Origin of the sequence: Ralstonia sp. Ralssp135, from assembly GCF_047304345.1 — a bacterium.
GTDB classification, from domain to species: domain Bacteria; phylum Pseudomonadota; class Gammaproteobacteria; order Burkholderiales; family Burkholderiaceae; genus Ralstonia; species Ralstonia chuxiongensis.
Genome location: NZ_JBGLYZ010000008.1, coordinates 1 through 22,950 on the forward strand (window position 1 = coordinate 1; position 22,950 = coordinate 22,950).

The 22,950-nt window shown below is 65.4% G+C and carries 18 protein-coding genes; 8 read left to right on the plus strand and 10 right to left on the minus strand.

Translation table 11 applies throughout. The features are described from left to right. The 3 genes from ACCD03_RS08255 to ACCD03_RS08265 all read left to right on the plus strand — a co-directional run. On the plus strand, positions 1-546 hold a 546-nt coding region (locus tag ACCD03_RS08255; protein WP_413411267.1), incomplete at its 5' end, for a DUF2968 domain-containing protein. 150 nt (positions 547-696) lie between these two features. Continuing rightward, the gene (locus tag ACCD03_RS08260; protein ID WP_413411268.1) at positions 697-3,936 is read left to right on the plus strand and encodes a cytochrome P450; all 3,240 of its coding nucleotides are present in this window, start codon (positions 697-699) and stop codon (positions 3,934-3,936) included. A gap of 169 nt (positions 3,937-4,105) precedes the next feature. Beyond that, positions 4,106-4,396 carry a hypothetical protein gene (locus ACCD03_RS08265; protein WP_004627354.1) on the plus strand — a complete coding sequence of 97 codons (291 nt, stop codon included), beginning with the start codon at positions 4,106-4,108 and terminating at the stop codon, positions 4,394-4,396. A 44-nt stretch (positions 4,397-4,440) separates the two neighbouring features. Here the strand turns inward: ACCD03_RS08265 and ACCD03_RS08270 are convergent, their stop codons facing one another. The 3 genes from ACCD03_RS08270 to ACCD03_RS08280 all read right to left on the minus strand — a co-directional run bounded on the left by ACCD03_RS08270 (position 4,441) and on the right by ACCD03_RS08280 (position 7,281). Continuing rightward, entirely contained in the window at positions 4,441-5,595 is a 1,155-nt protein-coding gene (locus tag ACCD03_RS08270; RefSeq protein ID WP_413411269.1) for a Gfo/Idh/MocA family protein, read from the minus strand. Between the two features lie 154 nt (positions 5,596-5,749). Beyond that, positions 5,750-6,094: an antibiotic biosynthesis monooxygenase family protein gene (locus tag ACCD03_RS08275; RefSeq protein WP_413411270.1), complete on the minus strand. Its 345-nt coding sequence runs from the start codon at positions 6,092-6,094 to the stop codon at positions 5,750-5,752. A 47-nt stretch (positions 6,095-6,141) separates the two neighbouring features. Then, complete coding sequence (locus tag ACCD03_RS08280) at positions 6,142-7,281, minus strand: cytochrome P450 (RefSeq protein ID WP_413411271.1); 1,140 nt, start codon at positions 7,279-7,281, stop codon at positions 6,142-6,144. Positions 7,282-7,369: 88 nt separating this feature from the next. Here ACCD03_RS08280 and ACCD03_RS08285 point away from each other — a divergent pair, with 88 nt between their 5' ends. Beyond that, positions 7,370-8,086: an ArsR/SmtB family transcription factor gene (locus tag ACCD03_RS08285; RefSeq protein WP_413411272.1), complete on the plus strand. Its 717-nt coding sequence runs from the start codon at positions 7,370-7,372 to the stop codon at positions 8,084-8,086. A gap of 16 nt (positions 8,087-8,102) precedes the next feature. On the opposite strand, the gene speG is transcribed toward ACCD03_RS08285, so the two are convergent. Genes speG through ACCD03_RS08300 form a run of 3 tightly spaced genes read right to left on the minus strand, consistent with a single transcriptional unit; the run spans position 8,103 to position 11,976 of the window. After that, positions 8,103-8,645: a spermidine N1-acetyltransferase gene (gene speG, locus ACCD03_RS08290; protein WP_045201504.1), complete on the minus strand. Its 543-nt coding sequence runs from the start codon at positions 8,643-8,645 to the stop codon at positions 8,103-8,105. Positions 8,646-8,700: 55 nt separating this feature from the next. After that, positions 8,701-9,843, minus strand: a complete 1,143-nt coding sequence (locus ACCD03_RS08295) for a PepSY-associated TM helix domain-containing protein (RefSeq protein WP_413411273.1) — start codon at positions 9,841-9,843, stop codon at positions 8,701-8,703. Positions 9,844-9,855: 12 nt separating this feature from the next. Next, complete coding sequence (locus ACCD03_RS08300; RefSeq protein ID WP_413411274.1) at positions 9,856-11,976, minus strand: TonB-dependent receptor; 2,121 nt, start codon at positions 11,974-11,976, stop codon at positions 9,856-9,858. Between the two features lie 267 nt (positions 11,977-12,243). On the opposite strand from ACCD03_RS08300, the gene ACCD03_RS08305 reads away from it, so the two are divergent. Continuing rightward, positions 12,244-13,320, plus strand: coding sequence for an oxidoreductase (locus tag ACCD03_RS08305; protein ID WP_413411275.1), 1,077 nt, complete (start codon positions 12,244-12,246; stop codon positions 13,318-13,320). Beyond that, a complete protein-coding gene (locus ACCD03_RS08310; protein ID WP_413411276.1) occupies positions 13,317-15,428 on the plus strand; it encodes a cation:proton antiporter in 2,112 nt (703 codons plus the stop codon). The genes ACCD03_RS08305 and ACCD03_RS08310 overlap by 4 nt, the downstream gene beginning before the upstream one ends. 30 nt (positions 15,429-15,458) lie before the next feature. On the opposite strand, the gene ACCD03_RS08315 is transcribed toward ACCD03_RS08310, so the two are convergent. From ACCD03_RS08315 to ACCD03_RS08330, 4 genes are all read right to left on the minus strand, one after another. Continuing rightward, positions 15,459-16,721: a DUF3734 domain-containing protein gene (locus ACCD03_RS08315; RefSeq protein WP_024978708.1), complete on the minus strand. Its 1,263-nt coding sequence runs from the start codon at positions 16,719-16,721 to the stop codon at positions 15,459-15,461. 32 nt (positions 16,722-16,753) lie between these two features. Then, positions 16,754-17,539, minus strand: coding sequence for a 3-hydroxybutyrate dehydrogenase (locus ACCD03_RS08320; protein WP_316674536.1), 786 nt, complete (start codon positions 17,537-17,539; stop codon positions 16,754-16,756). Between the two features lie 48 nt (positions 17,540-17,587). After that, positions 17,588-18,331: an acetoacetate decarboxylase gene (locus ACCD03_RS08325; protein WP_316674534.1), complete on the minus strand. Its 744-nt coding sequence runs from the start codon at positions 18,329-18,331 to the stop codon at positions 17,588-17,590. Positions 18,332-18,525: 194 nt separating this feature from the next. Then, a complete protein-coding gene (locus ACCD03_RS08330) occupies positions 18,526-19,929 on the minus strand; it encodes a PLP-dependent aminotransferase family protein (RefSeq protein WP_413411277.1) in 1,404 nt (467 codons plus the stop codon). Between the two features lie 154 nt (positions 19,930-20,083). Here ACCD03_RS08330 and ACCD03_RS08335 point away from each other — a divergent pair, with 154 nt between their 5' ends. Beyond that, complete coding sequence (locus ACCD03_RS08335; protein ID WP_325652944.1) at positions 20,084-21,421, plus strand: aspartate aminotransferase family protein; 1,338 nt, start codon at positions 20,084-20,086, stop codon at positions 21,419-21,421. A 1-nt stretch (position 21,422) separates the two neighbouring features. Further along, complete coding sequence (locus ACCD03_RS08340; protein WP_413411278.1) at positions 21,423-22,946, plus strand: CoA-acylating methylmalonate-semialdehyde dehydrogenase; 1,524 nt, start codon at positions 21,423-21,425, stop codon at positions 22,944-22,946. Positions 22,947-22,950: the final 4 nt, after the last annotated feature.

The window sequence follows — 22,950 nt, forward strand, 5'->3', positions numbered from 1 at the left end:
AGCGCGGCCCGCTCTGGCGGCCCGGCTCCGAGCAGCGCTGTATTCGAGCTGCAACAGCGCATGCAGGCGCACGAACTCTCGGAGTTGCGCACGACGTACAACGGTGCCTATGGCGCCAGCCTGCTGTTTGCCCAGAGTGACCTGACGTACTACGTCACGCTGTTCCAGCAGAAAGACCTCTGGCGTGTCATCAAGACCACCAACGAAGCCTTTGCCGAACGTCTGTACAACGACTTCGCCAAGCAGACCCGCACGATGGCCGATCTGGAGCTGCAGCGCATCCGCCTGGAAGCCCAGAAAGAGCGTTCCGAGCGCCAGATTGCCGCCCAGCAGGAAAAGCTCCGTGGTCTGAAGACCGACCTGGACATCCAGCGTCAGCAGCAGGCCCAGGCGCAGGAGCGGCAGAAGACTGCCCGGACCGAAGCCGAAGCGCTGGATATCGAACGCCGTGCCGCTCGCGCCCGCGTAGACGAATTGCAGCGTCAGATCCGCGAACTCGAAGCACAGGTCAACGCGCCGTTCAGTCCACAGCCGCGCCGGCGCTGATTCAACGCTTCACCTCATCCCCAGATCGGGCGGCCTACGGGTCGCCCGGTTCACTTTTAGGGGGCGGCATTCAAACATGGCGACTTTGTTTGATGCGGAGCGGGACGGCGCGTACATTGGCGGACAACCCATTTTCGCAGTCGACCGCGCATGCGTTCCGCCTCCGAGTTACCCGCCAATGCTTCGCCCGCAGCGGCGGCGCCCATCCCGCAGCCCAAGGGGCTGCCGTGGCTGGGCAACCTGCTTCAACTGCCCAAAGACCGCCTGGCCCAGACACTTCTGGAAACCAGCCGGCAGTTTCCCCAAGGCCTTTACCAGCTCGACTTTGCCGGGCGGCGCGTGCCGTTCGTCTATTCCGCCGATCTGGTGGCCGAACTGTGCGACGAAACGCGCTTTCGCAAACTGATCGGGCCGCCGCTGTCGTTCCTGAGGGCGGGGGCGGGCGATGGCCTCTTCACCGCGCATCAGGACGAGCCCAACTGGGGCAAGGCGCATCGCATTCTGCTGCCGGCCTTCAGCCAGCGCGCGATGAAGGGCTACTTCGACGTCATGCTTGAAGTGGCCAACGCGCTGGCCGACAAATGGGCGCGCCAGGGGCCCGACGCCGATATCCCCGTGGCCGACGATATGACGCGGCTCACGCTCGACACCATCTCGCTGGCGGGCTTTGGATACCGCTTTGATTCGTTCAACACGCCAGAGCTGCATCCGTTCCTGGCGGCCATGGTGGGTGTGCTATCCGAAGCCATGGGCAAGCTCACGCGCCTGCCGCTCAAAGACCGCTTCATGCGCGAGCACCATCGCCGGTTTGCGCACGACGTGGCCGCCATGCACCAACTGGTGGACGAGGTGATCCGCGCACGCCGTCAGGCAACAGATGGCGGCAGCGGCGCGAGCGACTTGCTCGGGCTGATGCTCAACGCCCGCGATCCGGTGTCGGACGAGCCGTTGGATGACACGAACATCCGCTTCCAGGTCATCACCTTCCTGATTGCCGGGCACGAAACCACGAGCGGCTTGCTGACCTTCGCGCTCTACATGCTGCTGCGCCATCCGGCGGTGCTGGCGCAGGCGTACGCCGAGGTCGACCGCGTGCTGCCGGGCGATACCGTGCCGCAATATGCGCACCTCGCGCAGCTCGACGTGATCGAACGCGTGTTGAAGGAAACGCTGCGCCTGTGGCCGACCGCCCCGAGCTTTGGGGTGGCGCCTTACGAAGACACGCGCATTGGCGGTCGCTACGCCATCCGCAAGGACCAGCGCGTGGTGACCGTGCTGCTGGCCCTGCACCGCGACCCGGCGGTGTGGGACCGCCCTGAAGTCTTCGATATCGACCGTTTCCTGCCTGAGAACGAAGCCAAGCTCCACCCACACGCCTACAAGCCCTTCGGCAACGGCGAGCGCGCCTGCATCGGTCGCCAGTTTGCGCTGACCGAAGCCAAGCTGGCGCTGGCGGTAATCCTGCAGCGCTTTGCGTTGTCCGACCCGTACGATTACGGCTTCCATATCAAGGAAACGCTGACGCTCAAACCGGACGGTTTCCGCCTGCGCGCGCGGCTGCGCAATGCGCGGGAGCGGCTGTCGATCGCCATGCCTTCGCGCACGGAGGTGGTCACACGAAACGACGCCGAAGCCGCGCTAGCCGGCGGCGGCGAACCGATGCATGTGCTGTACGGCGGCAGCCTCGGCACCTGCCAGGACATCGCCGAGCAGCTTACCGCCACCGCATCACGGGCCGGCTTCGACGCCAAGGTGGCGCCGCTGGATGCGATTGCCGACGCGCTGCCGCAGCACGGCGTGCTGATCGTGGTGGCCGCCACGTACAACGGTCGTGCGCCGGATAGCGCCCGCACGCTGGAGGCGCGGCTCGATGCCGCCGATGCGCTTACGCGGCAAGCAACAGGATTGCGCTATGCGGTGCTTGGCTGCGGCAACTCGCAATGGCCCGCGTTCCAGGCGTTTCCAAAGCGGGTGGAAGCGATGCTTGCGGCAGCCGGCGCACAAGCCATCGTGCCGCGCGGCGAAGCTGACGGAAACGCTGGTTTCGACGCCGCTGTCGATGGCTGGACGCGCGGCCTGTGGAGCGCCCTGGGTGCCCGCCAGGCGCAGGCCGATGGCCCATCCGTCCACGTCGAGTATCTCGCTCCCGACGCCGTGCGCGCCGCCACGCTGCCGCCGGCCGCCCGCGCGATAACGGTGCTGGCCAACGAAGAACTCATCAGCGACCCCATCGGCCTGTGGGACTTCACACAGGAAGCCCCGCGCGGCCCCACGCGTCACCTCACCGTGCGGTTGCCCGACGACGTGACCTACGCCACCGGAGACCACCTCGCCGTCTATCCGCGCAATGCCGACGACCGAGTCGACGCGGCCATCGCGCGACTCGGGCTGGAGGGCGACGCGCTCGTCACGCTGACCGCGCGCCATGCGCACGTGCGGCACTTGCCGCTCAACCAAGCGGTGTCCGTGCGCCAGTTGCTGCGCGATTTCGTCGAACTGCAGGACACCGCCACCGTGCGCGATATCACCGCGCTGCATGCGGCCACGCGCTGTCCGTTCACGCGAGGCCAACTTGCGGTCTGGCTGGAAGGCGACGACGCAGCGCAGCGCTTCGACCAGGACATTCAAGTCGCGCACGTGAGCGTGCTTGACCTGCTGATCCGCTTCCCTGCGATTGAATTGACGCTGGAGGCGTTTCTCGCGCGGCTTGGCGCAATGCGGCCGCGCTTCTACTCCATTGCGTCGTCGGCACGTGTGTCGCCGGGCGTGGCAGCGCTCACGGTGGGCACGGTGTCGGGGCCAGCGTGGTCTGGAGTCGGCACGTATCGCGGTACGGCATCGAACTACCTGATGACGCTGCCTGCAGGCGCAGAGATTGTCGCCGCCGTGCGCACGCCCAACCCGCCGTTTGCCCCCGACGCCGATGCCGGTAAGCCAATGGTGCTGATCGGCGCCGGAACGGGCATCGCGCCGTTCCGAGGTTTCCTGGAAGAGCGCGCCGCGCGGCAGGCGGCTGGGGAGGCGGTGGCAACGTCGTTGCTGTGCTTCGGCTGCCGCCATCCCGAGCACGACTTCCTCTACCGCGACACCTTGCGCGCGTGGGAAAACGCGGGCGTGGTGCACGTTTTCCCGGCGTATTCATGCGTGGCCGATCATCCGCATCGCTTCGTCCAGCATGCGCTGTGGGATGCGCGCGAAGCCGTGTGGGCGGCGTTCGATGCGGGCGCCACGTTGTACGTGTGCGGCGACGGCCGTGCGATGGCGCCGGCGGTGCGCGACACGCTGATCCGCATGCACCAGGCGCGCTACGGTAGCGACCTTGCGACCGCGTCTGACTGGTTGACGGCGCAGATGCAATCCGGCCGCTACCGCCAGGACGTCTTCAACTGAGGCTGCAGACCGAGGCATTGGTGTTGCGGCACTGCCGCATTGACGGCCCCGCTTGAGCAGGGGCGCGGGTGCCCCATGTTACGATTTGCCCCTCGGAGCACCGCGCTTTTGGCCCAGCGACGCCCTGTCAGGCGCGTCCGGCGCAGCGGCTCCACGAGGAGAAATGAAAATGTGGCGCCGAATCAAAGCGTCCTGGATGGCGATCTTTCTGGTCACCCTGCTGGGTGTCGGGTACTTGTGGATGTACCGTTTTGAGCCGCTGCTCTCTGGCGAAGCCGGCAGTGATGTGTTCGTGTGGGACCGCTGGACCCACCGCGTCTGTGCGCTGACCGACAACGGTGAAGCCACTGAATGGCGGTGCGACAATGCCATGGAAACCGACGGTTCCAGCAGCAACACCAACTCGGATGTCTCGATCCGGAAGCGCATGCGAGACGCCGTCCAGCGCATCAAGCTGTAAATCCCACGCCCGCCGTTCGTTGCGGGCGTTTTTTTCCCTGATTGTTATCCCTTGCTGGGTTCAGCCGCGTCCACCAATTCCGGCGAAGGCACGGGCGGCAACTTGCGCACTTGCGCTGTTTCCATGCGGCCCTGACGCTGGAACGGCCCAAGGTTTTGGGGCTGGCCGGATTCCAGCGCGCGTTCAATGGCGGCCAGCACGCGCACGTCGGCCAGGCCTTCTTCACCGTTTGGTTCGGGCTCCCGGTTGCGGAGGATGCAATCGGAGAAGTACTGCAGCTCGCCGCCAAACTGGTCGGTAGCTTCGAAGGCTTGTTCGTGCGTCTTGCCGTCGATTGTGGCGCGGTATTTCAGCCCGATGCCAAACATGAAGCCGGGCGAGACTTCCAGGTCCCCCTTTGTGCCGAGGATGCGGTACTGGTCCATGCTGGCGCCGCTGTAGCTGACCACGAACTGGGCGATGCGGTGGTCGGCAAAGCGCAGCGTTACGCTGACGGTGTCATCGAAGTTGAAGGGCAGATCGGGGTCGCGCACGCCGCACGCTGAAACCTCCACCGGTTCTTCGCCAAACAGATTGCGCACCGCGTTGATGGGGTACACGCCCATGTCCGACACAGGCCCGGCCCAATAGCCGTGGCTGGCGCGGTGGTTGGACGGCGCCACGGATTGGCTGAACATGGCCGAAAACGCGCGGATGCGGCCCAGCTTGCCTGCGCGCACGAGTTCAATGGCGGCCAGCGTGGCGGGCTCGAAATGCAGCCGGTAGGCAATCATCAATTTCGCGTTGCCGTTGCGGGCCGCTTCGATCATCGCTTCGCAATCGGCCTCGCTGGTTGCCATGGGCTTTTCAAGCAGGACGTGGATGCCACGCTGCAGGGCGGGCAGGGCGTACTGCCGGTGCATGTCGTTGGGCAGCGCCAAGTAGATCGCGTCGATATCTCCGGAGGAGAGCAACTGGTCGTAGTCGGCATAACCGTGGACGTGCTCGATGCCGTAGCGGTCGGCCAGCGCCGTGGCCTTGGCTTCATCGCCAGTGACCAGGGCGGTGACGACGGAGTTGCCGCTCTGTGCCACGCCCGGCAGAAACGCCGCCTGCGAAATCCACCCGGCGCCGACCACGGCATAACGCACCGGGCTCTGAACGGTGCGGGCTGGAGCGACTTGCGGCTCACGTTCAGCTTCATGAAAAGCGGTAGACATGACAATTCCTTTGCAATCGTTGCGCACGGAGGGTCTGCCGATGCCGTGGTGCGGCGCGCTTGGCCGTGCGGGTTCTAACTGACTAAGCAAAGGTGGTGCCCGGTGAGCGCAAAAGGCGTTGCACCGGGCTACAGTCGAACGCCGTGCCGTGCGCTCAAGCGTGCTCTGCGCGGCTGTCGGCTGGGGCTTGGTCGCGCTCGGTCATGCCGTAGTCGCGCACCACGTGGGCGATGCGCAACCGATAGTCGGCAAATGCGTGGTCGCGGCCGGCGTGCTGTGCGCCGCGGTGCTGCTCCATGTTGCGCCAGGCCTTGACGGCCTCTTCATCGCGAAAGAACGACAGCGAAAGCATCTTGTCTGGGTTGGTGACGCTCTGGAAGCGCTCCACGGAGATAAAGCCGTCGACCTGCTCAAGCAGCGGCTTCAAACGCGCGGCGAGGTTGAGGTAGGTGTCGCGCTGGCCCGGTGCGGGCTCGACTTCGAAGATGACAGCGATCATGGCAAGTCTCCTGGGGTGTTTTCGCAGCGGTTTCGTTGTTTGCAATTTCAAGCGTGAAAGCTGGGAATGCGCGCGTTGGGCGACGGGCGATACGCCACCTCACCAAGGCCCGCAAGCCACTGGTCGACATCCGGCAGGCTCAGCAGATGCAGCACCGTTTCGCGCGCGATGGTGGTTGCCAATGCATCGGCGGGGCAGCGGTGCACGCCGCCGCCGAACGTCCACAGGCGCGGCTCTGCGCGGTCGATGTCGAAACGTAGTGGGTCCGGGTTGGCTGTGCCATCGACGTTGGCGGCGGCCAGCAGCACTAGGATCTTGTCGCCCGCGCGCAGCGACTGGTCGAGCAGCACAACATCGTGCGCGACAAAGCGGCGCGTGTTCTGCACAGGCGCGTCGCGGCGCAGGATCTCGCGCACGAAGGGCTCGATGGCGTGCGGTTGTGCGCGCAGCCGTGTCGCCAAGCCAGCGTGCCGCGACAGCGCGACGATGCAGTTGCCGAGCAGCCCGGCGCAGGCGTCGTAGGTTTGCGCGAGCAGGGCAGCGAGGTTGGTGATCTCTGCGTCGCCGTCATCATCACCGCCGGCAAATGGCGAGGCGGCAAAGCGCTGCTGCAGGCGGTCGACGGCGGCATCTGCCTGCGCGATGGCGGTTGTGCTAGCGCTGGGGCCTAACGCAGCAAGGTACGCGGCAATGTCAGCTTGGCAGGCAGGCGCATCGGCGTCATTGCCCAGCAGCGTCTGCGCGATCGTGGCGAGCGGCACGGCGAAGTGGGCGTCGGTATCCAGCGCGGCATCCAGGCTCGCTGCGTCCGGCAGCGCAGTGCGAGCATGCCGCTGCGCGCGGCCGGCCAGCGCCGACACATCCAGCCGGCCCAGCGCGGCCATCACCTTCGCCTTGCGCGCGCCGTGGTCCGGTCCGTCGATCTGGCGCACGAGGCGCCCGAAGAATGCGCCGGTGGCTGTTGCGGCCACGGCCCTGGGCACGGGTTCATCGGCCGGCCGTACGCGGCAGGCGGCGCTGCCGAGCACAGCGTCCACGGCTTCGGCGCTGGCGGCCACCCACCAGCCGAGGGCGGCATCGAAGAAGAATGGGCGCTTGGCGGCAAGTTCAGCGTAATAGGGGGCCGGGTCGGCATGCACGATGGCTTGCAGCGCGTCGGCGGGCGGGGCGATGTCCATGGCAGTCATCAGCGTGGGGCGCGGGAGTAAGATGGCGCCCATTGTCTGGACTGCCCGCCCGCGTGTCACGCGCCAACAGTTTGGTCTCCATCGAACCATGACTGCATCTTCCCGAGCCACGGAATCGACCACTCAGCCTGACATCGGCCGCGTGGCCGCCACCATTGGCGACCCCACCCGCATCCGCATGCTGCTGCTGTTGATGGAAGGCCGCTCGCTTACCGCCAAGGAACTCGCCTACGGGGCCGGCGTGGAGCCCGCCACGGCCAGCGCGCACTTGCGCCGGCTTGAGGCCGATGCGCTCATCACTTCGCTGTCCAGCGGGCGCTACAAATACTTCGGGCTGCGCTCGCCAGCGGTGGCGGAGATGATCGAATCGTTGCTCGTCGTCGCGCCAGAAAAGCCGGCCGACCCACGACGCTCGACCGTGCCCGAAAACCTGCGAGCGGCGCGCCTGTGTTACGACCATCTGGCGGGTCAGCTTGGCACGGAGGTCTCGGAGAAACTGCTGTCGCGCGGCTGGCTGACGCAGCTCGATGACACGCACGGCGCCTACGACGTTACGCCCGAGGGTGAGCAGGCGCTGGCCGCCATCGGCGTCGATGTGAATGCACTGCGCAACGGCCGACGCCGCTTTGCTTACGGTTGCATGGATTGGAGCGAGCGGCGCCCGCATCTGGCCGGTGCGCTCGGGGCCGCCGTGGCAGAACGCTGCATCGCACTGGGGTGGCTGGCGCGGCAGAAGCATTCGCGCGCACTGAGCATGACCGAAGCCGGGCAGCGTGAGTTGCACGCGTGGCTGCACACGGCGTAGTTTTGGCCGCCGTGCGTTAGCTGCCTTCGCGGACCGTCTTTACGTAGTCGCGCTGGAACACGCACATGCGCAAGGCGTTGTGATACGCACCGTTGCTGAAGAACTCTTCGATCAGTTCGCCTTCGCGCTGGAAGCCGCATTTTTCGTAGACGTGGATCGCACGTTCGTTCTCCACATCGACGACGAGATACAGCTTGTGCAGATTCAGCACCATGAATGCATAGTCGATTGCCAGTCGCGTTGCGGTTGAGGCATAGCCGTGACCTTGCCAGCCGGGCGCGATGATGATCTGGAACTCGCCGCGGCGGTGGATGTAGTTCAGCTCCATCAGCTCGACCAGACCCACGGCTTCGCCGGCATCGTTCTCGCAGATGAAGCGGCGCTCGCGCTGGTCGTGCACGTGGCGGTCGTAGAGTTGTGAGAGTTCGGTGAAGGTTTCGTACGGTTCTTCGAACCAGTAACGCATGATCTTCGCGTCGTTGTTCAGCTCGTGCACGAAACGCAGGTCATTGCGCTCCAGCGGGCGCAGGGAAAGGTCGCGGGATTTTTCGATCACCATGGTGTTGTCCTCGTTGTGTTGAGGCGCCCGACATCGCGTCGACGCCCCTACGTTTTCAGCAAGGACGTGTCGCTGCGGATGTGTTTTTGCGCTGCGGTTGCGCGCGTCGACGCCGATCCAGATACAGCCACCATCCCGTTGCCGCAAACACCGGCAGCATCAGCGCTCCGATCAACACTAGCACGACGCCGATCGGCCCGAAGTAGCGTCCATTGTGAAGCGGCAACATGCCGGCCAGCAGGCGTTGCATTGGCGGCTTTGCGGCGAAAGATTCGTTGCGGAGGACCGCGCCGGTGCTGGCGTCTATCGTCAAGCGGTTGAAGGCGCGGTCGTGCGGTGCGTCGGCGGTAAGCCAGTTGATATCGACTTTGCCGGTACGGGCGTCGTCGATACGGAGGGTGGCAGTTACGTAATTGGACGCGTTGGCCAGAAAAGCGTTCCAGGTGCGCTCCAATGCCGCACCTCCGAGCGGTTGTCGCACGCCTTCCAACGGTTTTGCCTTGGTGATAACCGGCATGCCGGCAAAGCGCTGCAGGCCATCGCGGTACCAGTCATACGCCCAATACAGCCCGCTGAAAGCCGCCAGTAAATACAGCGGCAACACCAGCGTGCCGATGACAGTATGCACATCCCACCAGCGGATGCGGCCGGTCCGGCCCCAGCGGATGACCAACCAGCTTCGCCAGTTCGTGACGCGGCGCGGCCAGCGCAGGTACAGGCCCGACAGCGCCATCACGACGAGCCCAATCGTGCTGGCCCCCACGATCTGCTTGCCGATCTCATCAGCAAGCAACGTCCGGTGCAGCAGCTTGACGGTGGCAAAGAAACGCTGGGCGCGCGCCTCGGGCAGCAACTTGCCGGTGGCGGCATCGATATAGCGCAGCTCCCCGCGGCTGCTGCCGCCGTGTTTGCCGGGCGGCCACGCATACCAGACGCGCCACGGCTCGGTTGGGTCGGATGCGGCGGTGATGAAGGTGACAGGGCGCTCGGGCATGGCAGCGCGGGCCTGCGCTGCCACCTGCGGCAGCGTTGGCGCGGGGCCGGTGCGCGCGGGCAGTGTGAGCACCCCGGGGTTGAGCGCCCGCAGCAGTTCGTCTTCGTACGCCATCAGCGCGCCGGTGGCGCCAACGATGGCCAGCACCAAACTGGCTGACAATCCGATCAGCCAGTGCAGGCGGAAGAGTACCCGTCGCAGCATTGCGTTCGCCGCTTACATCTTGTAGCGCACGCCCAGCAGCGCCATGCGCGGGGCACCCGGCATGTTGTAGTTCTCTGCGCCGCCGTGCGCCGACACGTAGTACGCGCGGTTGAACAGGTTCTGCAGGTTCAACGTGACATCAACGTGCTTGCTGCGATAACCGGCGCCCAGGTCGACGGTCATGTAGCCGGGCAGCGTTGTCAGGTTGTACTGCGATGCGTAACGCGCAGCTTCCGCACGCACGCCGCCGGCTACGTAGAAGCCGTTCGGCAGATCGTGCTTCAGCCATACCGAGCCGCTATGCCGCGGCGTGAGCGACGGCTGATTGCCGTTGACGGCCACGCTGCCACTACGGTCGTTCGGGTTCTCCAGACGGCCGTTCAGGTAGGCATAGCTCGCCATCAGCGACCAGGTTTTCACAATCTCGCCCGTGAACGACAGCTCCAGGCCGCGCGTGCGCTGCGTGCCGATGGGCACGCCCAGCAGCGTGACGGGGTCCGCCGCCGTCAGGTTGGTCTGCTTCATGTCGAACAGCGCAGCTGTGACGCTCGCGCCGGCCGAGAGGTCGTACTTGGCGCCGATCTCGTAGTTCGTGGTCGATTGGGGAGCCAGCGCGCCGCTGTTGGGGAAGAACGTAAAGCTATCCGCCAGCGGCTGGAACGAGCGGCTGTACGACGCGTACAGCGAAAGCGGCTCGATCGGGTGATACACAACGCCCAGGCGCGGGCTGACCGGCTTGTCGGTGCGAGACAGATCCACATTGCGCGCGGTCAGGTCGTCGCGGCTTTGCTTGAGGATTTCATAGCGCAGGCCGGCGAGCACCGTCCATTGCGGTGAGAACTTGATCAAGTCCTGCACGTACGCCGCATACGTCTCGTTGTGCGAGAGGCCGTAGTTGGTCGGCACCGCGTTGCCGGGTACGGTCGGCAACACCTGCAGCGTCGGGTTGAAGAGGTTGTAGGTCGTGCTGCCCGGCGCGCCGGCCACGCGGTCGCTCTTGTCCTGGTAACCCAGCTCGATTCCGTACAGCAGCGTGTGCTGGATGCCCCATGTCTCGGCCTTCTGCGTCAGCTCGTTCTGCCACAGCGTGCCGCGGTCGCTGCGGTTGCGCTGGTTGACGGAGAGCGTGACAGTCGGGATCGGCCCATCGGTGACGCGGCTGACGGTCGTGTAGTTGTTGCGGCCGAGCGAGTATTCGTAGTTGCGCACCACACTGTGGAACGACCATTTGTCATTGAAGCGGTGGTCCAGCGTGCCGGTCACGCTCTTGACGGTGGACTCGACATTGCCGGCAGCGGCATTGGCGGAGCCATAGCGTGTCTCGATCGGTACGTCGACAGGGCGGCCGTGGTACGACGGCACGCCCTGGTCTGCAATACGCTTGTCGTGCAGGTAGTCGAACTGCACCGTCAGCTTGGTATCCGGCGCGAGGTTGAACAGGAATGATGGCGAAATCGCCTGGCGGCGCAGGAAGTAGTCGTTGCGGAAACCGCCCGAATCTTCCACCGCGCCGGTGATGCGCGCGCGGATGGCGTCGTCGTTGATGGACGTGTTCAGGTCGAACTCCGCGCGCTTCTGGCGCTCGGTGCCCACCATCACGCCCACCTCGGCCAGCGGCGTCGCCAGCGGTTTCTTGGTCACGCGATTGATGATGCCGCCGGACGAACCGCGCCCATACAGCACGGCCGCCGGGCCCTTCAGCACTTCAATGCGATCGACGTTGGAGAGATCACGGAAGTAAAGCGAGTCGTCCCGCAGACCATCGACGTACTGGTCATTGATCGACGAGAAACCGCGAATGGTCACCTGATCGCGCTGCGCATCGCCCAGCGAGGCTGACACGCCCGGCACGTTGCGCAGCGTGTCGTTGATCGACAGCGCACCCTGGTCCTGGATCACAGCACGCGGCACGACGTTCACCGACTGCGGAATCTCGCGCAACGGCACGGGAATCTTCGTGGCAGTGTTCGCGATGGGCGTGTCGTAGCTCATGCTGCTGCGCGTACCCTTGACCGTGGAAGTCGGCAAGGTGCCGGCGTCGGCCGCGGCAACGGTGTCGGCGGCAGTTGCCACCTGGGCAAACGGCAGCGTTCCAAGGACGGCCAGAGACAAGCACAAACGTTTCGGCGGCATTGCAGTTCCCGTAAAGTGAAAAAGTAGAGCGCGACTCCCTCCCCCGAGGTTGGCGCCTTCAGAATGTGAAGGCGCAAATAATAATGAGAACAATTCCTATTTACAAGAGAGTTAAGGCGGGCTTTTGACGATGGGCAACGTTTGCCGATCTTGTGTGCAGCAATTTTTCATGGCATACCGCAAGATTTTGGGCACCAAGTTGCGCCTTGAGCGTCTCATTTGCTTGCTTTCTGCCATTTTTTACACATGTCGCACTCATCACATCAGATGCCGTTGAAAGCCGCTTTGGTGGGCTACGGCTACGCTGGCAAGCTGTTTCACGCCGCGTTGATCGACGCCACGCCCGGGCTGCATTTGCTGGTCATCGGCTCTAACCGGCCAGACGCCGTGCATGCGGATCGGCCCAATGCCGTGGTCTGCACGCCCGAGGCGGCGGCAACGCATGCGGAAGCCGACCTCGTCGTCATTGCCGCGCCCAACCACCGCCATGCGCCTTTGGCCGAAGCTGCGTTGCGCGCGGGCAAGCATGTCGTCGTGGATAAGCCGTTTACCGTCACACTGGCAGAGGCGCGGCATCTGGCTCGGGTGGCGCGTGAAACAGGGCGCGTGCTGTCGGTCTTCCAGAACCGCCGCTGGGACAGCGATTTCCTCGCTGTGCAAGCCGCGATTGGGGGCGGCGACATCGGCGAGGCCATGAACGTCGAGGCGCATTTCGATCGCTATCGCCCGCAGGTTCGCGCCCGCTGGCGTGAGCAGGCGGGGCAGGGCACGGGCATCTGGTTTGATCTTGGCCCGCACCTGATCGACCAGACACTGCAACTGCTTGGCCTGCCGGATGCGGTGAGCGCCTCGTTTGCACGCCAGCGGCCGGGCGCCGAAACGCCGGACTGGGCGCATGTCGTCCTGGAAGCGGGCGAGCGCCGAGCGGTCCTTCACGCGAGCATGTTGGTGGCGGGCGGCTCGCCGCGCTGGGTCGTTCATGGAACGCGCGGTTCGTTCATCAAGCGCCGGATGGATCAGCAGGAAGCGCAGCTGCTTGCCGGCATGCAGCCCGGTGCGCAAGGCTGGGGTGTGGACGATGACGCGGGCCTGCAGATCGACGGTGCAACCTCGGCCGAAACCAGCATTGCAACGCCCGCGGGCGATCAGCGCGCTTACTACGCTGCTGTTCGCGACGCCATCCTCGGCCTGCGCGCAAACCCGGTCCCGCCCGTGCAGGCTGTGGCCGTCATGGCCGTGCTGGAAGCCGCCGTGGCCGCCGCCGAAACCGGCACGGCGGTCGTGCCGGACCTGACCGATGCAGAACGCGCAGACTGGCTGGCTGCGCAGGAGACCGCCTCGTGAACGGCGTCGTCATCCTGTTGCTGGTGGCGGGCGGTTTGCTCGCCGTGGTGGCGCTGGTGCAGATGCTGGCCTCGCGGCTGACGCTGCCGGAATCGACATTGCTGGCGCTGGCGGGCATCGGCATCGGCGGCGCCTATGTGATCGTGCAGAACAGCGCGCCGGCTTCCGCAACCACGTTCTTCGCGCCGCTCGTCGATCCGAGTTGGCCGGCGGAGGCGTATCTGTGGCTGTTCTTGCCGCCGCTGCTCTTTCAGGCAGCGCTGTCGGTGGACGTGCGCAGCATGGCGCCAGATGCCGCGCCGATCCTGATGCTGGCCATCGTGGCTGTGGTGGTTGCCACGGGCGTGATCGGGCTCGCGGCGGCCGCCGTCACGCCGTTCGGCATCGTCACGTGCCTGCTGCTTGGCGCGATGATTGCCACGACCGATCCATCCGCGGTGATTGCGGTGTTTCGCGACGTGGGCGCGCCGGCACGGTTGATCCGCCTGGTGGAGGGCGAGGCGCTGCTCAACGACGCGGCGGCCATTGCCATCATGGGCGTGCTGCTTGCCATGCTGACGGGCCACGGCGGTGATGCCACCGTTGGCACCGGCCTGCGCGAACTGGCCAAGGCGTTCGGGGGCGGCGTGGTGTTCGGGTTGGTTGCCGGGCGCATCGCCGCATTCCTGCTGCCGGCGCTGCGCGGCATTGCTCAGGCTGAAGCCGCGTGGACGCTGGCGCTGCCGTATCCGCTGTATCTCGTGGCCGAAAACGTGCTGGGCGTGTCGGGCGTGGTGTCGGTGGTTTGCGCGGGGCTGGTGATCGGCGCGCTAGGGCGCACGCGCTTGACGCCGCGGAACTGGTCACACCTGCAGCTCATCTGGGAGCAGATTGCAGCGCTGGCTGGGGCGGTGGTCTTCTTGCTGGCTGCGGTGCGCGTGCCGGAGCTGTTGCACGGCGTGGTGTGGAAAGACGCGCTGTGGCTGGCGGTGATCGTGCTAGCCGCACTCGCTGCGCGCCTTGCGGTGCTGTTTGGCCTGTTGCCTGCGCTCGCGTGGCTCAAGCTCTCCGCTCCGGTCACCCATGCCTACAAGCTCGCGATTGCATGGGGTGGCTTGCGTGGCGCCGTCACGTTGGTACTGGCGCTGGGTGTGGCGGAGAACCAGGCTGTGCGCGAGGCGGATCGCCATTTCGTCACCATCCTCGCCACCGGCTTTGTGCTGGTGAGCGTGCTCTTCAACGGCGCCACGCTGCGCTGGGTGATGCGCCAGCTGGGGCTGGATCAGTTGTCGCCGCAAGAACAGGCCCTGCAGGGCCAGGCGCTGAACATGTCGACTGAGGAAGTGGAATCGACCATGCGCCGCATCGGCGGGCATTTCCATTTCACCTCGGGCGCGACGGACCAGGCAGCGGAGGCGTATCGGCGAGAGGTCGCGGCCGGCGCGGTTGAGCTGAACCTTGAGGAAGCGCTGTCCGAACGCGAGCGCCTGACCATTGGCCTCGTTTCACTCGCCACGCGTGAGCGCGAGTTGATTCCCGAGTACGGCAACGGCCTTGTCTCCATCCGCAACCTCGACGCGATGATGCGCAACACCGCCGACATGATCGACGCGGCCCGCACGGAGGGGCGTCTTGGCTACAAGCGCGCATCGCGGCGCATCCTGGCCAAGCACGCCGGCTACCGGTTCGCGGTCTGGCTGCACCGCGTGGTGCATATCGACCGCCCACTGGCCAACGCGCTGGCCGATCGCTTTGAATTGCTCATCTGTCGCCAGACGGTGCTCGAACGCTTGCGCGCGTACAACCGTACGTCGCTGCAGCCCGTGTTGGGCGAGCGCATGGCAGACCTGCTCGACGGCGTGTTGATTGCCCGGATCGAGGCGGCGGAAGAGGGCTTGGCCGAGCTGCGCGGAAAGTTTGGCGACTACAGCGCCGCGCTGGAAAAGCGCCTGCTGGTGCTGTTCGCTCTCTACATCGGCCAGAGCAAGATCGACACGATGCTGGCCGAAACGGTGATCTCGAAAGAGGTCTACAAGCAGATCAGCGCGGTGATCCGCCGTGCATGGACGGCCGCGCTGCCGCGGCCGCCGCTGTCGACTGCATTGCACATGCCGCCCGCGCGGGAGTAGTGCGACTCGGAGAATTCAGCGGCGAACAGCTCAGAGCCGCTTGTCTTCCCGCTCCACGCCGGGATGGCGGTGGATGTCGTGCGTGACGAAGCCCGTGTCGTTATCGGGCATCTCCAGCCACTCCGGGTGCGAGAGCGATTCGCGAATATCCGCCAGGCCCGAGGCCCAGTGGTCGCGCATGGTCGACGGCCCGAACTGGATGTCCTTGCCCGGCCCTTCGTGTTCCTTGGCAGCGTAGATGAGGTGGAAGACGTTGTAGCGCTTGGTACAGGCCATCTCCTGCGCGTGCTTGTACCACTGCGTGCGCTCGAACTCCTTCGGCGGCAGGTGATCGAGCAGCTTGCGCATGAGCCGGCGCGTGGATTGCGAACGCTCCATCCAGTCGGTGGTAAGCCGCGTGCGGCTGGAGTACTGCAAGTCCTTCTGCCGGCTGGCCACGCCGATCATGGTATTGGGCACCGGGCCCAGCGCGCTCCAGAGGTCTACCTGAAACACCAGCGTGTCGCGGCGCGGCTTGGTGCCCAGCACATACGACAGCGGTGTGTTGGAGACGACACCGCCGTCCCAGTAATACTCGCCGTCGATCAGCACGGGCGGAAAGCCCGGCGGCAGCGCGCCCGATGCCATGAAGTGCTCCGCGCGCAGACGGCGCTCGGTGTTGTCGAAGGCTTCCAGGTTGCCCGTGCGGACGTTCACGGCGCCCACTGACACGCGGATGCCGCCGTCGTTGATGCGGTCAAAATCGCACAGGCGTTCCAGCGTCGCTTTGAGCGGCGTGGTGTCGTAGTAGCTGGCTTCGAGCGGGTCGACTTCGTTGGCTGGAAGCGGAGCGGGAAAGCGCGGTGTAAAAAAACCGCGCTGGCCCTCGAGCAGCGTGTCGGCGGCCTGCATGGCGGTCAGCCATTTGCGCAGATGCGCATTGCCGTCAAACCAGGCGTTTTCCAGGATGTCAGGCAGCGGCGGCGAGAACGTCGGCTGCGTGATGATCTGCCAGAACTCACGCAGCTTTGCTTGCCGATGCTCGGGCGCATTGCCGGCAATGATGGCCGTATTCAGTGCCCCGATGGAGATGCCCGCAATCCAGTTCGGCACGATGCCGGCTTCGTCCAGCCCTTCGAACACGCCGGCCTGGTACGAGCCAAGCGCGCCGCCGCCTTGCAGCACCAGCGCGATGTTCTCGTACGCCGGCAGCACGATGCGCTGAGCCGTGGTGAGCGGCGCATCTGCCGGGCGCGACGATTCTGCCGGCGTGGGCCGCTTGCTTGCGGCCACGCGTAGTTTGGGTGCGGGCATATCTTCTCCAACCTCCTTGCGTGTGCTGAGATTTACTGCATGAACCAGCCGTGGCTCACCACGAACGATTGGCCAGTCAGCGCGGCGCTCGGGAACGTGGCCAGGAAGCGTACCGTCTCGGCCACGTCTTCCACCGTGGTGAATACGCCGTCCACGGTATCACCCAGCATGACCTTTTTCACGACCTCGTCTTCGGTGATGCCGAGTTCCTTAGCCTGCTCGGGAATCTGCTTTTCGACCAGCGGCGTGCGCACAAAACCGGGGCACACCACGTGCGAACGCACGTTATGCGCCGCGCCTTCCTTGGCCAGCACCTTGTTCAGGCCGAGCAGCGCGTGCTTGGCCGCCACGTAGGCCGACTTGAGAGGCGAGCCCTCGTGCGAGTGCACCGACCCCATGTAGATCACCACGCCGCCACGGTCGTCCTTGTACATGTGGCGCAGCGCGGCGCGTGTGGTCAGAAACGCGCCGTCGACGTGGATGGCCTGCATCTTCTTCCAGTCGGCAAACGAGTAGCTCACGAACGGGTTGACGATCTGGATGCCGGCGTTCGACACGAGGATGTCGACCGAGCCGAGCTCTTCAGCCACGCGATCGATGCCGCTGTCCACGGCTTGCTCGTCGGTGACGTCCATGCGCAGGCCGATCGCCTTGCCGCCTGCATCGGTGATCTCTTTGGCGACGGCCTTGGCGCCGTCTTCGTTCAAGTCAACGATGGCGATGGCCGCGCCCGAATTGGCGAGCGTGAGGGCGATCTGCTTGCCGATGCCGCTGGCGGCACCCGTGACGACAGCGACTTTGCCTTTCAAATCAGACATGTGTGTACTCCGAGGGTTGACGGAAAAAAGGATGGCGTCGGGCAGGCATCACTGCGCGAGGTAATCGAACACGACCTCGCCCATGCCAAGGGTCAGGTCTGCAATGATGTGTCGGGCTTCGACAATCTCCAGCACGGGCAGTTCGGCCACGGGCGCCAGTGCATGGTGCGCCAACTCCAACGATGCCGGACCCGTCCAGGCACCTTTCATGTCGACGTCAATCATGTAGTTGCGCGACAGCTCGCAGATGCGCGCGGTCTTGCCGTCCACGTGCGGAATGATCTTGAGCAGAAAGTTCGGGCGCTCCAGGCGGCGTTTCTGCTCGGCCAGGTCCAGCTCGCGGTGCTTGTAACCCATGGTGCCGGTTGCCACGCGCACGGGGCCGTAGTCGAGCGTGCCGATCAGCGTGTCCTTGTCGGTCACGAGCTGGGGTGAGGCGAGCTTCTTGGGAAAGCCCCACATTTCACGTCCGCCGGCCAAGGGCGGATGGTCGTCCAAATACATCGCGAGCGTGTACGTGCCGGGCTTGCCTTCGTAGGTGACTGGGATGACCTGGCCGCTCTCGGTGTAATCGCCAAAGCCGGTTGAGTCGGCCATGCGGATGAACTCGTAGGCGACCAGCGGTTCAGGCACCTCCAGCGGCTCCGGCACCATGGCGCGCAGCTTGGCCGGGTCGGTGCGATACGTGATGATGAAGAACTCGCGATGGATGAAGCGGTACGGGCCGGGCGGGTACGCGGGGCTCGTGAGCGGCATTGCGAACGCGGTTTCGCGGACGGTCTTGATGTCCATGGCACTCCTTGTGCAGGTTGGGCTGCAAGTGGCGTTGGGAATCGGTACGGCGCAAGAGAACGGTAGGCGACAGCGCATCGTGTCGCGCTTGTGTGACGCTGCAACCATCCGGTCACGCCGATTTCACGTTTGAGTGCCCGTAACGTGATTGATTGCATGCAATACGTCATTGCGACGCATGCTGGGCAGCGCCGTTACGCGTGCGAGAGGAATTCCCAGAGTGCCGGTTCGGCGGAGTAAGCCACGTTGAAGCGCAGCCACGGGCTGGGCTCGTCATGCGGCCGGAAGTACTGTCCCGGCGCGAGCCAGATGTTGTGGTCGATGGCCCGATTGGCCAGCGCAGCGGCATCTGCGTGGCCCGGCAGCCGGGCCCATAGGAAGAGGCCGCGCCCCGGTGTATCGAACAGTTCGGCACCATGTTGGCGCATGAGGGCTTCGACTTGCGTGTGCGCTTCTCCCAGTCGTGCAATCAGCCGCGCCACGTGTTCGGCATAGACGGGGCGCGTGACGAACGCGTGCACGATGCGCTCGGTGATTTCCGACGAGGTGAGTGCCACGGCCATCTTGGTACGCGCCAGCTCGCGCGTGATGGCGGCATCGGCCACCACGTAGCCCGCACGCAATGACGGCGAGATCGTCTTGGAGAAGCCGCTCACGTACAACGTGCGGCGAAGGCCATCGAGCGAGGCCAGCATGGGCGCGGCGGGGTCGGCCAGCTCGCGGTGCAGATCGTCTTCAACGATCCAGAGGCCGTGTTGTTCGGCCAGTTGCAGCACGCGGTAAGCGTTTTGCGCGGTCATCGACGAGCCGGTGGGGTTCTGCAGCACGGAGCTGGTGAAGAGCGCGCGCGGCCGGTCCGCATCGTCCGCGCGGAGGATGGTTTCCAATGCCGCTGTGTCGAGCCCATCGGGTGTGCGTGGCACCCCGACCACGCGCATGCCGGCCAGCTTGAGCACCTGGAGCACGTTGCAGTAGCCCGGATCATCCACGGCCACGACGTCGCCGGCCTTGAACAAGGTGCGGACGATCAGGTCGAGCGCCTGCGTGGCGCCGCTGGTCAGCAGCACTTGCGAGCGTTCCACCGGCAACCCCCGCAGCGCAAGCGACTGCGCCACGTATTCGCCCAGCGGGGCGTAACCCCACGGGTGTCCGTAGCCTGCCACCCGCAGCGCGGAAACCCGGCTCACCGCGCGCATGGCTTCCTGCACGCCGCGCTCGTCCAGCCAGTCGTTCGGCAGCCAGCCGCAGCCCGGTTTGATGGCGATGGAGCGATCGGCAAACACATCCGACAGCAGCCACGCCGCGTTGAGTGTGGGCGGCTCCCAGCGCGGGGCCACCGGCGCTGGTTGGGTGGGGGTGCGCGCCGCCACCAGATAGCCCGAGCGCGGCCGCGCCACGATGGCGCCCAGCGCCGCCAGCCGCGTATAGGCCTCCGCCACCGTAAAGGTGCTCACATCGTGGGCCTGCGCCAACTTGCGCACGGAGGGCAGCCGCGTGCCCGGCAGCAGGGTATGGCTGTCGACCGCCGCACGAATGCCTTGGACGATCTGGTCGACCAACGTACGCTGGGGATGAGAAGGATCGAGTTCGAGTTGCATGTTGCGATGCGGCATGGCGGGGTGGTCGGCGCCTATACAGTTTCTTATAGAACCGCCATCTGTGCATGTCCGTGTCGCATTTGACTCTGTACAGTTTGCTCCAACGGCTGGCTTGCCAGTCCATTCCCTTTCCGCTGTTTTTTCGGAGTGACCGATGAAACCCGCACCGCACCCGCTGGAAACCACCGATCTGTCTTACTTCTGGATGCCCTTCACGGCTAACCGCCAGTACAAGGCTGCGCCGCGCCTGCTGACGTCTGCCCAGGGCATGTACTACCGCGACGGCGACGGCCGCGAAGTGCTGGACGGCACGGCGGGCCTGTGGTGCGTCAATGCCGGGCACTGCCGCAAGGAAATCGTCGACGCCATCACCACGCAGGCCGCCACGCTGGATTTCGCGCCCACCTTCCAGATGGGTCACCCGCTGGCGTTTCGTGCGGCAGAAAAAGTCGCCGAGATCATGCCGGAGGGTCTGAATCGCATCTTCTTCGTCAACTCCGGTTCGGAAGCGGTGGATACCGCGCTCAAGATTGCGTTGGCGTACCACCGCGCACGGGGCGAAGGGCAGCGCACACGCCTGATCGGTCGCGAGCGCGGCTATCACGGGGTGGGTTTCGGCGGCATCTCGGTGGGCGGCATCTCGCCAAACCGCAAGGCGTTCTCGGCCAACCTGCTGCCGAGCGTCGACCACCTGCCGCACACGCATGCGCCTGAGCACAATGCATTTTCCAAAGGCCAGCCGGCCTGGGGCGAGCACCTGGCCGACGAGCTGGAGCGGCTTGTCACGCTGCACGACGCGTCGACCATTGCCGCCGTCATCGTTGAGCCGCTGGCAGGTTCTACGGGCGTGCTGGTGCCGCCCAAGGGCTATCTGCAGCGCCTGCGCGCGCTGTGCGACAAGCACGGCATCCTGCTGATCTTCGACGAGGTTATTACCGGTTTTGGCCGCCTTGGCGCGGCAACGGCAGCGGAGTTCTTTGGCGTGACGCCGGATCTGCTGACGATGGCCAAGGGCATCAACAACGCTGCCGTGCCGATGGGCGCTGTGGCCGTGCGCCAGTCGGTGCACGACACCGTGGTCGATGCCGGCGCGCCAGGCGCGATCGAGCTGTTCCACGGCTATACGTATTCGGCGCACCCCTTGGCGGCGGCAGCGGCGGTGGCCGCGCTGGATCTGTACCGCAGCGAAGGGCTGTTCGAGCGCGCACGTGCGATGTCGCCGGCGTTTGAAGCAGCGGCGCATTCGGTCAAGGGCGCGCCGCATGTGAAGGACATCCGCAACCTGGGCCTGGTCGCCGGCATCGAGCTGGAATCGCGGCCGGGCGCGGTGGGCGCGCGCGCTTACGAAGTCTTCCTGAAATGCCTGGAGCGTGGCGTGCTGGTGCGCTACACCGGCGACATCCTGGCGTTCTCCCCGCCGCTCATCATCGAAGAGGCGCAGATCGCGCGTATCTTCGACACCGTTCGCACCGTTCTGCAAGAGGTAGCCTGAAATGAACCGACCGATTGATCCCGCCGTGACGGAATCCGTCATCAGCCATTACATCGGCGGGCAACGCCATGCCGGCAACGGCACGCGCAGCGCCGATGTGTTCAACCCCGCCACGGGCGCCGTGAGCGCGCAGGTGCTGCTGGGTGGCAAATCCGAAGTGGACGCGGCCGTGGCCGCGGCGCATGCGGCCGCCGCCGACTGGGCCGAGACCTCGCCGCTCAAGCGCTCGCGCGTTCTGTTCAAGTTCAAGGAACTGCTCGACCAGAACCAGGACGCCCTGGCTGCCGCCATCACGCGGGAGCACGGCAAGGTGTTCTCCGATGCCAAGGGCGAAGTCACGCGCGGCATTGAAGTGGTCGAGTTCGCGTGCGGCATTCCGAACCTGCTCAAGACCGACTTCACCGACAACATTGGCGGCGGCATCGACAACTGGAACCTGCGCCAACCGCTGGGCGTGGTGGCCGGCATCACGCCGTTCAACTTCCCGTTCATGGTGCCGATGTGGATGGCGCCGGTGGCACTGGCGTGCGGCAACACGTTCATCCTCAAGCCGAGCGAGCGCGATCCGACCCCCAGTCTGATGATTGCCGACCTGCTCAAGCAGGCTGGCCTGCCCGATGGCGTGTTCAACGTCGTACAGGGCGGCAAGGATGCCGTCGATGCGCTGCTCGAGCATCCGGATGTGCAGGCCGTCTCGTTCGTCGGCAGCACGCCCATCGCCGAATACATCTACGCCGAGGGCACCAAGCGCGGCAAGCGCGTGCAAGCCCTGGGTGGCGCAAAGAACCACCTCGTGGTCATGCCGGATGCGGACCTCGACCAAGCCGTGGATGCCCTGATCGGTGCCGGCTACGGTTCCGCTGGCGAGCGTTGCATGGCGATCTCCGTGGCCGTGGCGGTGGGTGACGTGGCTGACAAGCTGGTCCCGCGCCTTGCCGAGCGTGCCCGCGCGCTCAAGATCGGCAACGGCATGCAAGGCGACAGCGAAATGGGCCCGCTCGTGACCGCCGCGCACAAGGCCAAGGTTGAAGGCTATATCGCCAAGGGCGTGGAAGAGGGCGCCAGGCTGGTGGTGGACGGCCGCGGCCACACGGTCGAGGGCCATGCCGAAGGCTTCTTCACCGGCGGCACGCTGTTCGACCACGTCAAGCCTGGCATGACGATCTACAAGGAAGAGATCTTCGGCCCGGTGCTTTCGGTGGTGCGCGTGCATGATCTTGCCGAGGCGGTGAACCTGATCAACGCGCACGAGTTCGGCAACGGCGTGTCGTGCTACACGAGCGATGGCGGCGTGGCGCGCGCATTTGCCCGGCAGATCCAGGTGGGTATGGTCGGGATCAACGTGCCGATTCCGGTGCCGATGGCGTGGCATAGTTTTGGCGGCTGGAAGCGCTCGCTGTTCGGTGACCACCACGCCTATGGGGAAGAAGGTGTTCGTTTCTACACGCGTTACAAGAGCGTGATGCAACGCTGGCCGGATTCGATTGCCAAGGGCGCCGAGTTCGTGATGCCGACAGCCAAGTAATCCG

What these genes read in the sequence shown, in the direction of transcription:
- ACCD03_RS08265 (WP_004627354.1), top strand. Translation starts at nt 4,106, where the DNA reads ATGTGGCGCCGAATCAAAGCGTCCTGGATGGCGATCTTTCTGGTCACC.
- ACCD03_RS08335 (WP_325652944.1), top strand. Translation starts at nt 20,084, where the DNA reads ATGAAACCCGCACCGCACCCGCTGGAAACCACCGATCTGTCTTACTTC.
- ACCD03_RS08300 (WP_413411274.1), bottom strand. Translation starts at nt 11,976, where the DNA reads ATGCCGCCGAAACGTTTGTGCTTGTCTCTGGCCGTCCTTGGAACGCTG.
- ACCD03_RS08295 (WP_413411273.1), bottom strand. Translation starts at nt 9,843, where the DNA reads ATGCTGCGACGGGTACTCTTCCGCCTGCACTGGCTGATCGGATTGTCA.
- speG (WP_045201504.1), bottom strand. Translation starts at nt 8,645, where the DNA reads ATGGTGATCGAAAAATCCCGCGACCTTTCCCTGCGCCCGCTGGAGCGC.
- ACCD03_RS08275 (WP_413411270.1), bottom strand. Translation starts at nt 6,094, where the DNA reads ATGATCGCTGTCATCTTCGAAGTCGAGCCCGCACCGGGCCAGCGCGAC.
- ACCD03_RS08330 (WP_413411277.1), bottom strand. Translation starts at nt 19,929, where the DNA reads ATGCAACTCGAACTCGATCCTTCTCATCCCCAGCGTACGTTGGTCGAC.
- ACCD03_RS08305 (WP_413411275.1), top strand. Translation starts at nt 12,244, where the DNA reads ATGCCGTTGAAAGCCGCTTTGGTGGGCTACGGCTACGCTGGCAAGCTG.
- ACCD03_RS08315 (WP_024978708.1), bottom strand. Translation starts at nt 16,721, where the DNA reads ATGCCCGCACCCAAACTACGCGTGGCCGCAAGCAAGCGGCCCACGCCG.
- ACCD03_RS08285 (WP_413411272.1), top strand. Translation starts at nt 7,370, where the DNA reads ATGACTGCATCTTCCCGAGCCACGGAATCGACCACTCAGCCTGACATC.
- ACCD03_RS08270 (WP_413411269.1), bottom strand. Translation starts at nt 5,595, where the DNA reads ATGTCTACCGCTTTTCATGAAGCTGAACGTGAGCCGCAAGTCGCTCCA.
- ACCD03_RS08325 (WP_316674534.1), bottom strand. Translation starts at nt 18,331, where the DNA reads ATGGACATCAAGACCGTCCGCGAAACCGCGTTCGCAATGCCGCTCACG.
- ACCD03_RS08280 (WP_413411271.1), bottom strand. Translation starts at nt 7,281, where the DNA reads ATGACTGCCATGGACATCGCCCCGCCCGCCGACGCGCTGCAAGCCATC.
- ACCD03_RS08340 (WP_413411278.1), top strand. Translation starts at nt 21,423, where the DNA reads ATGAACCGACCGATTGATCCCGCCGTGACGGAATCCGTCATCAGCCAT.
- ACCD03_RS08320 (WP_316674536.1), bottom strand. Translation starts at nt 17,539, where the DNA reads ATGTCTGATTTGAAAGGCAAAGTCGCTGTCGTCACGGGTGCCGCCAGC.
- ACCD03_RS08260 (WP_413411268.1), top strand. Translation starts at nt 697, where the DNA reads ATGCGTTCCGCCTCCGAGTTACCCGCCAATGCTTCGCCCGCAGCGGCG.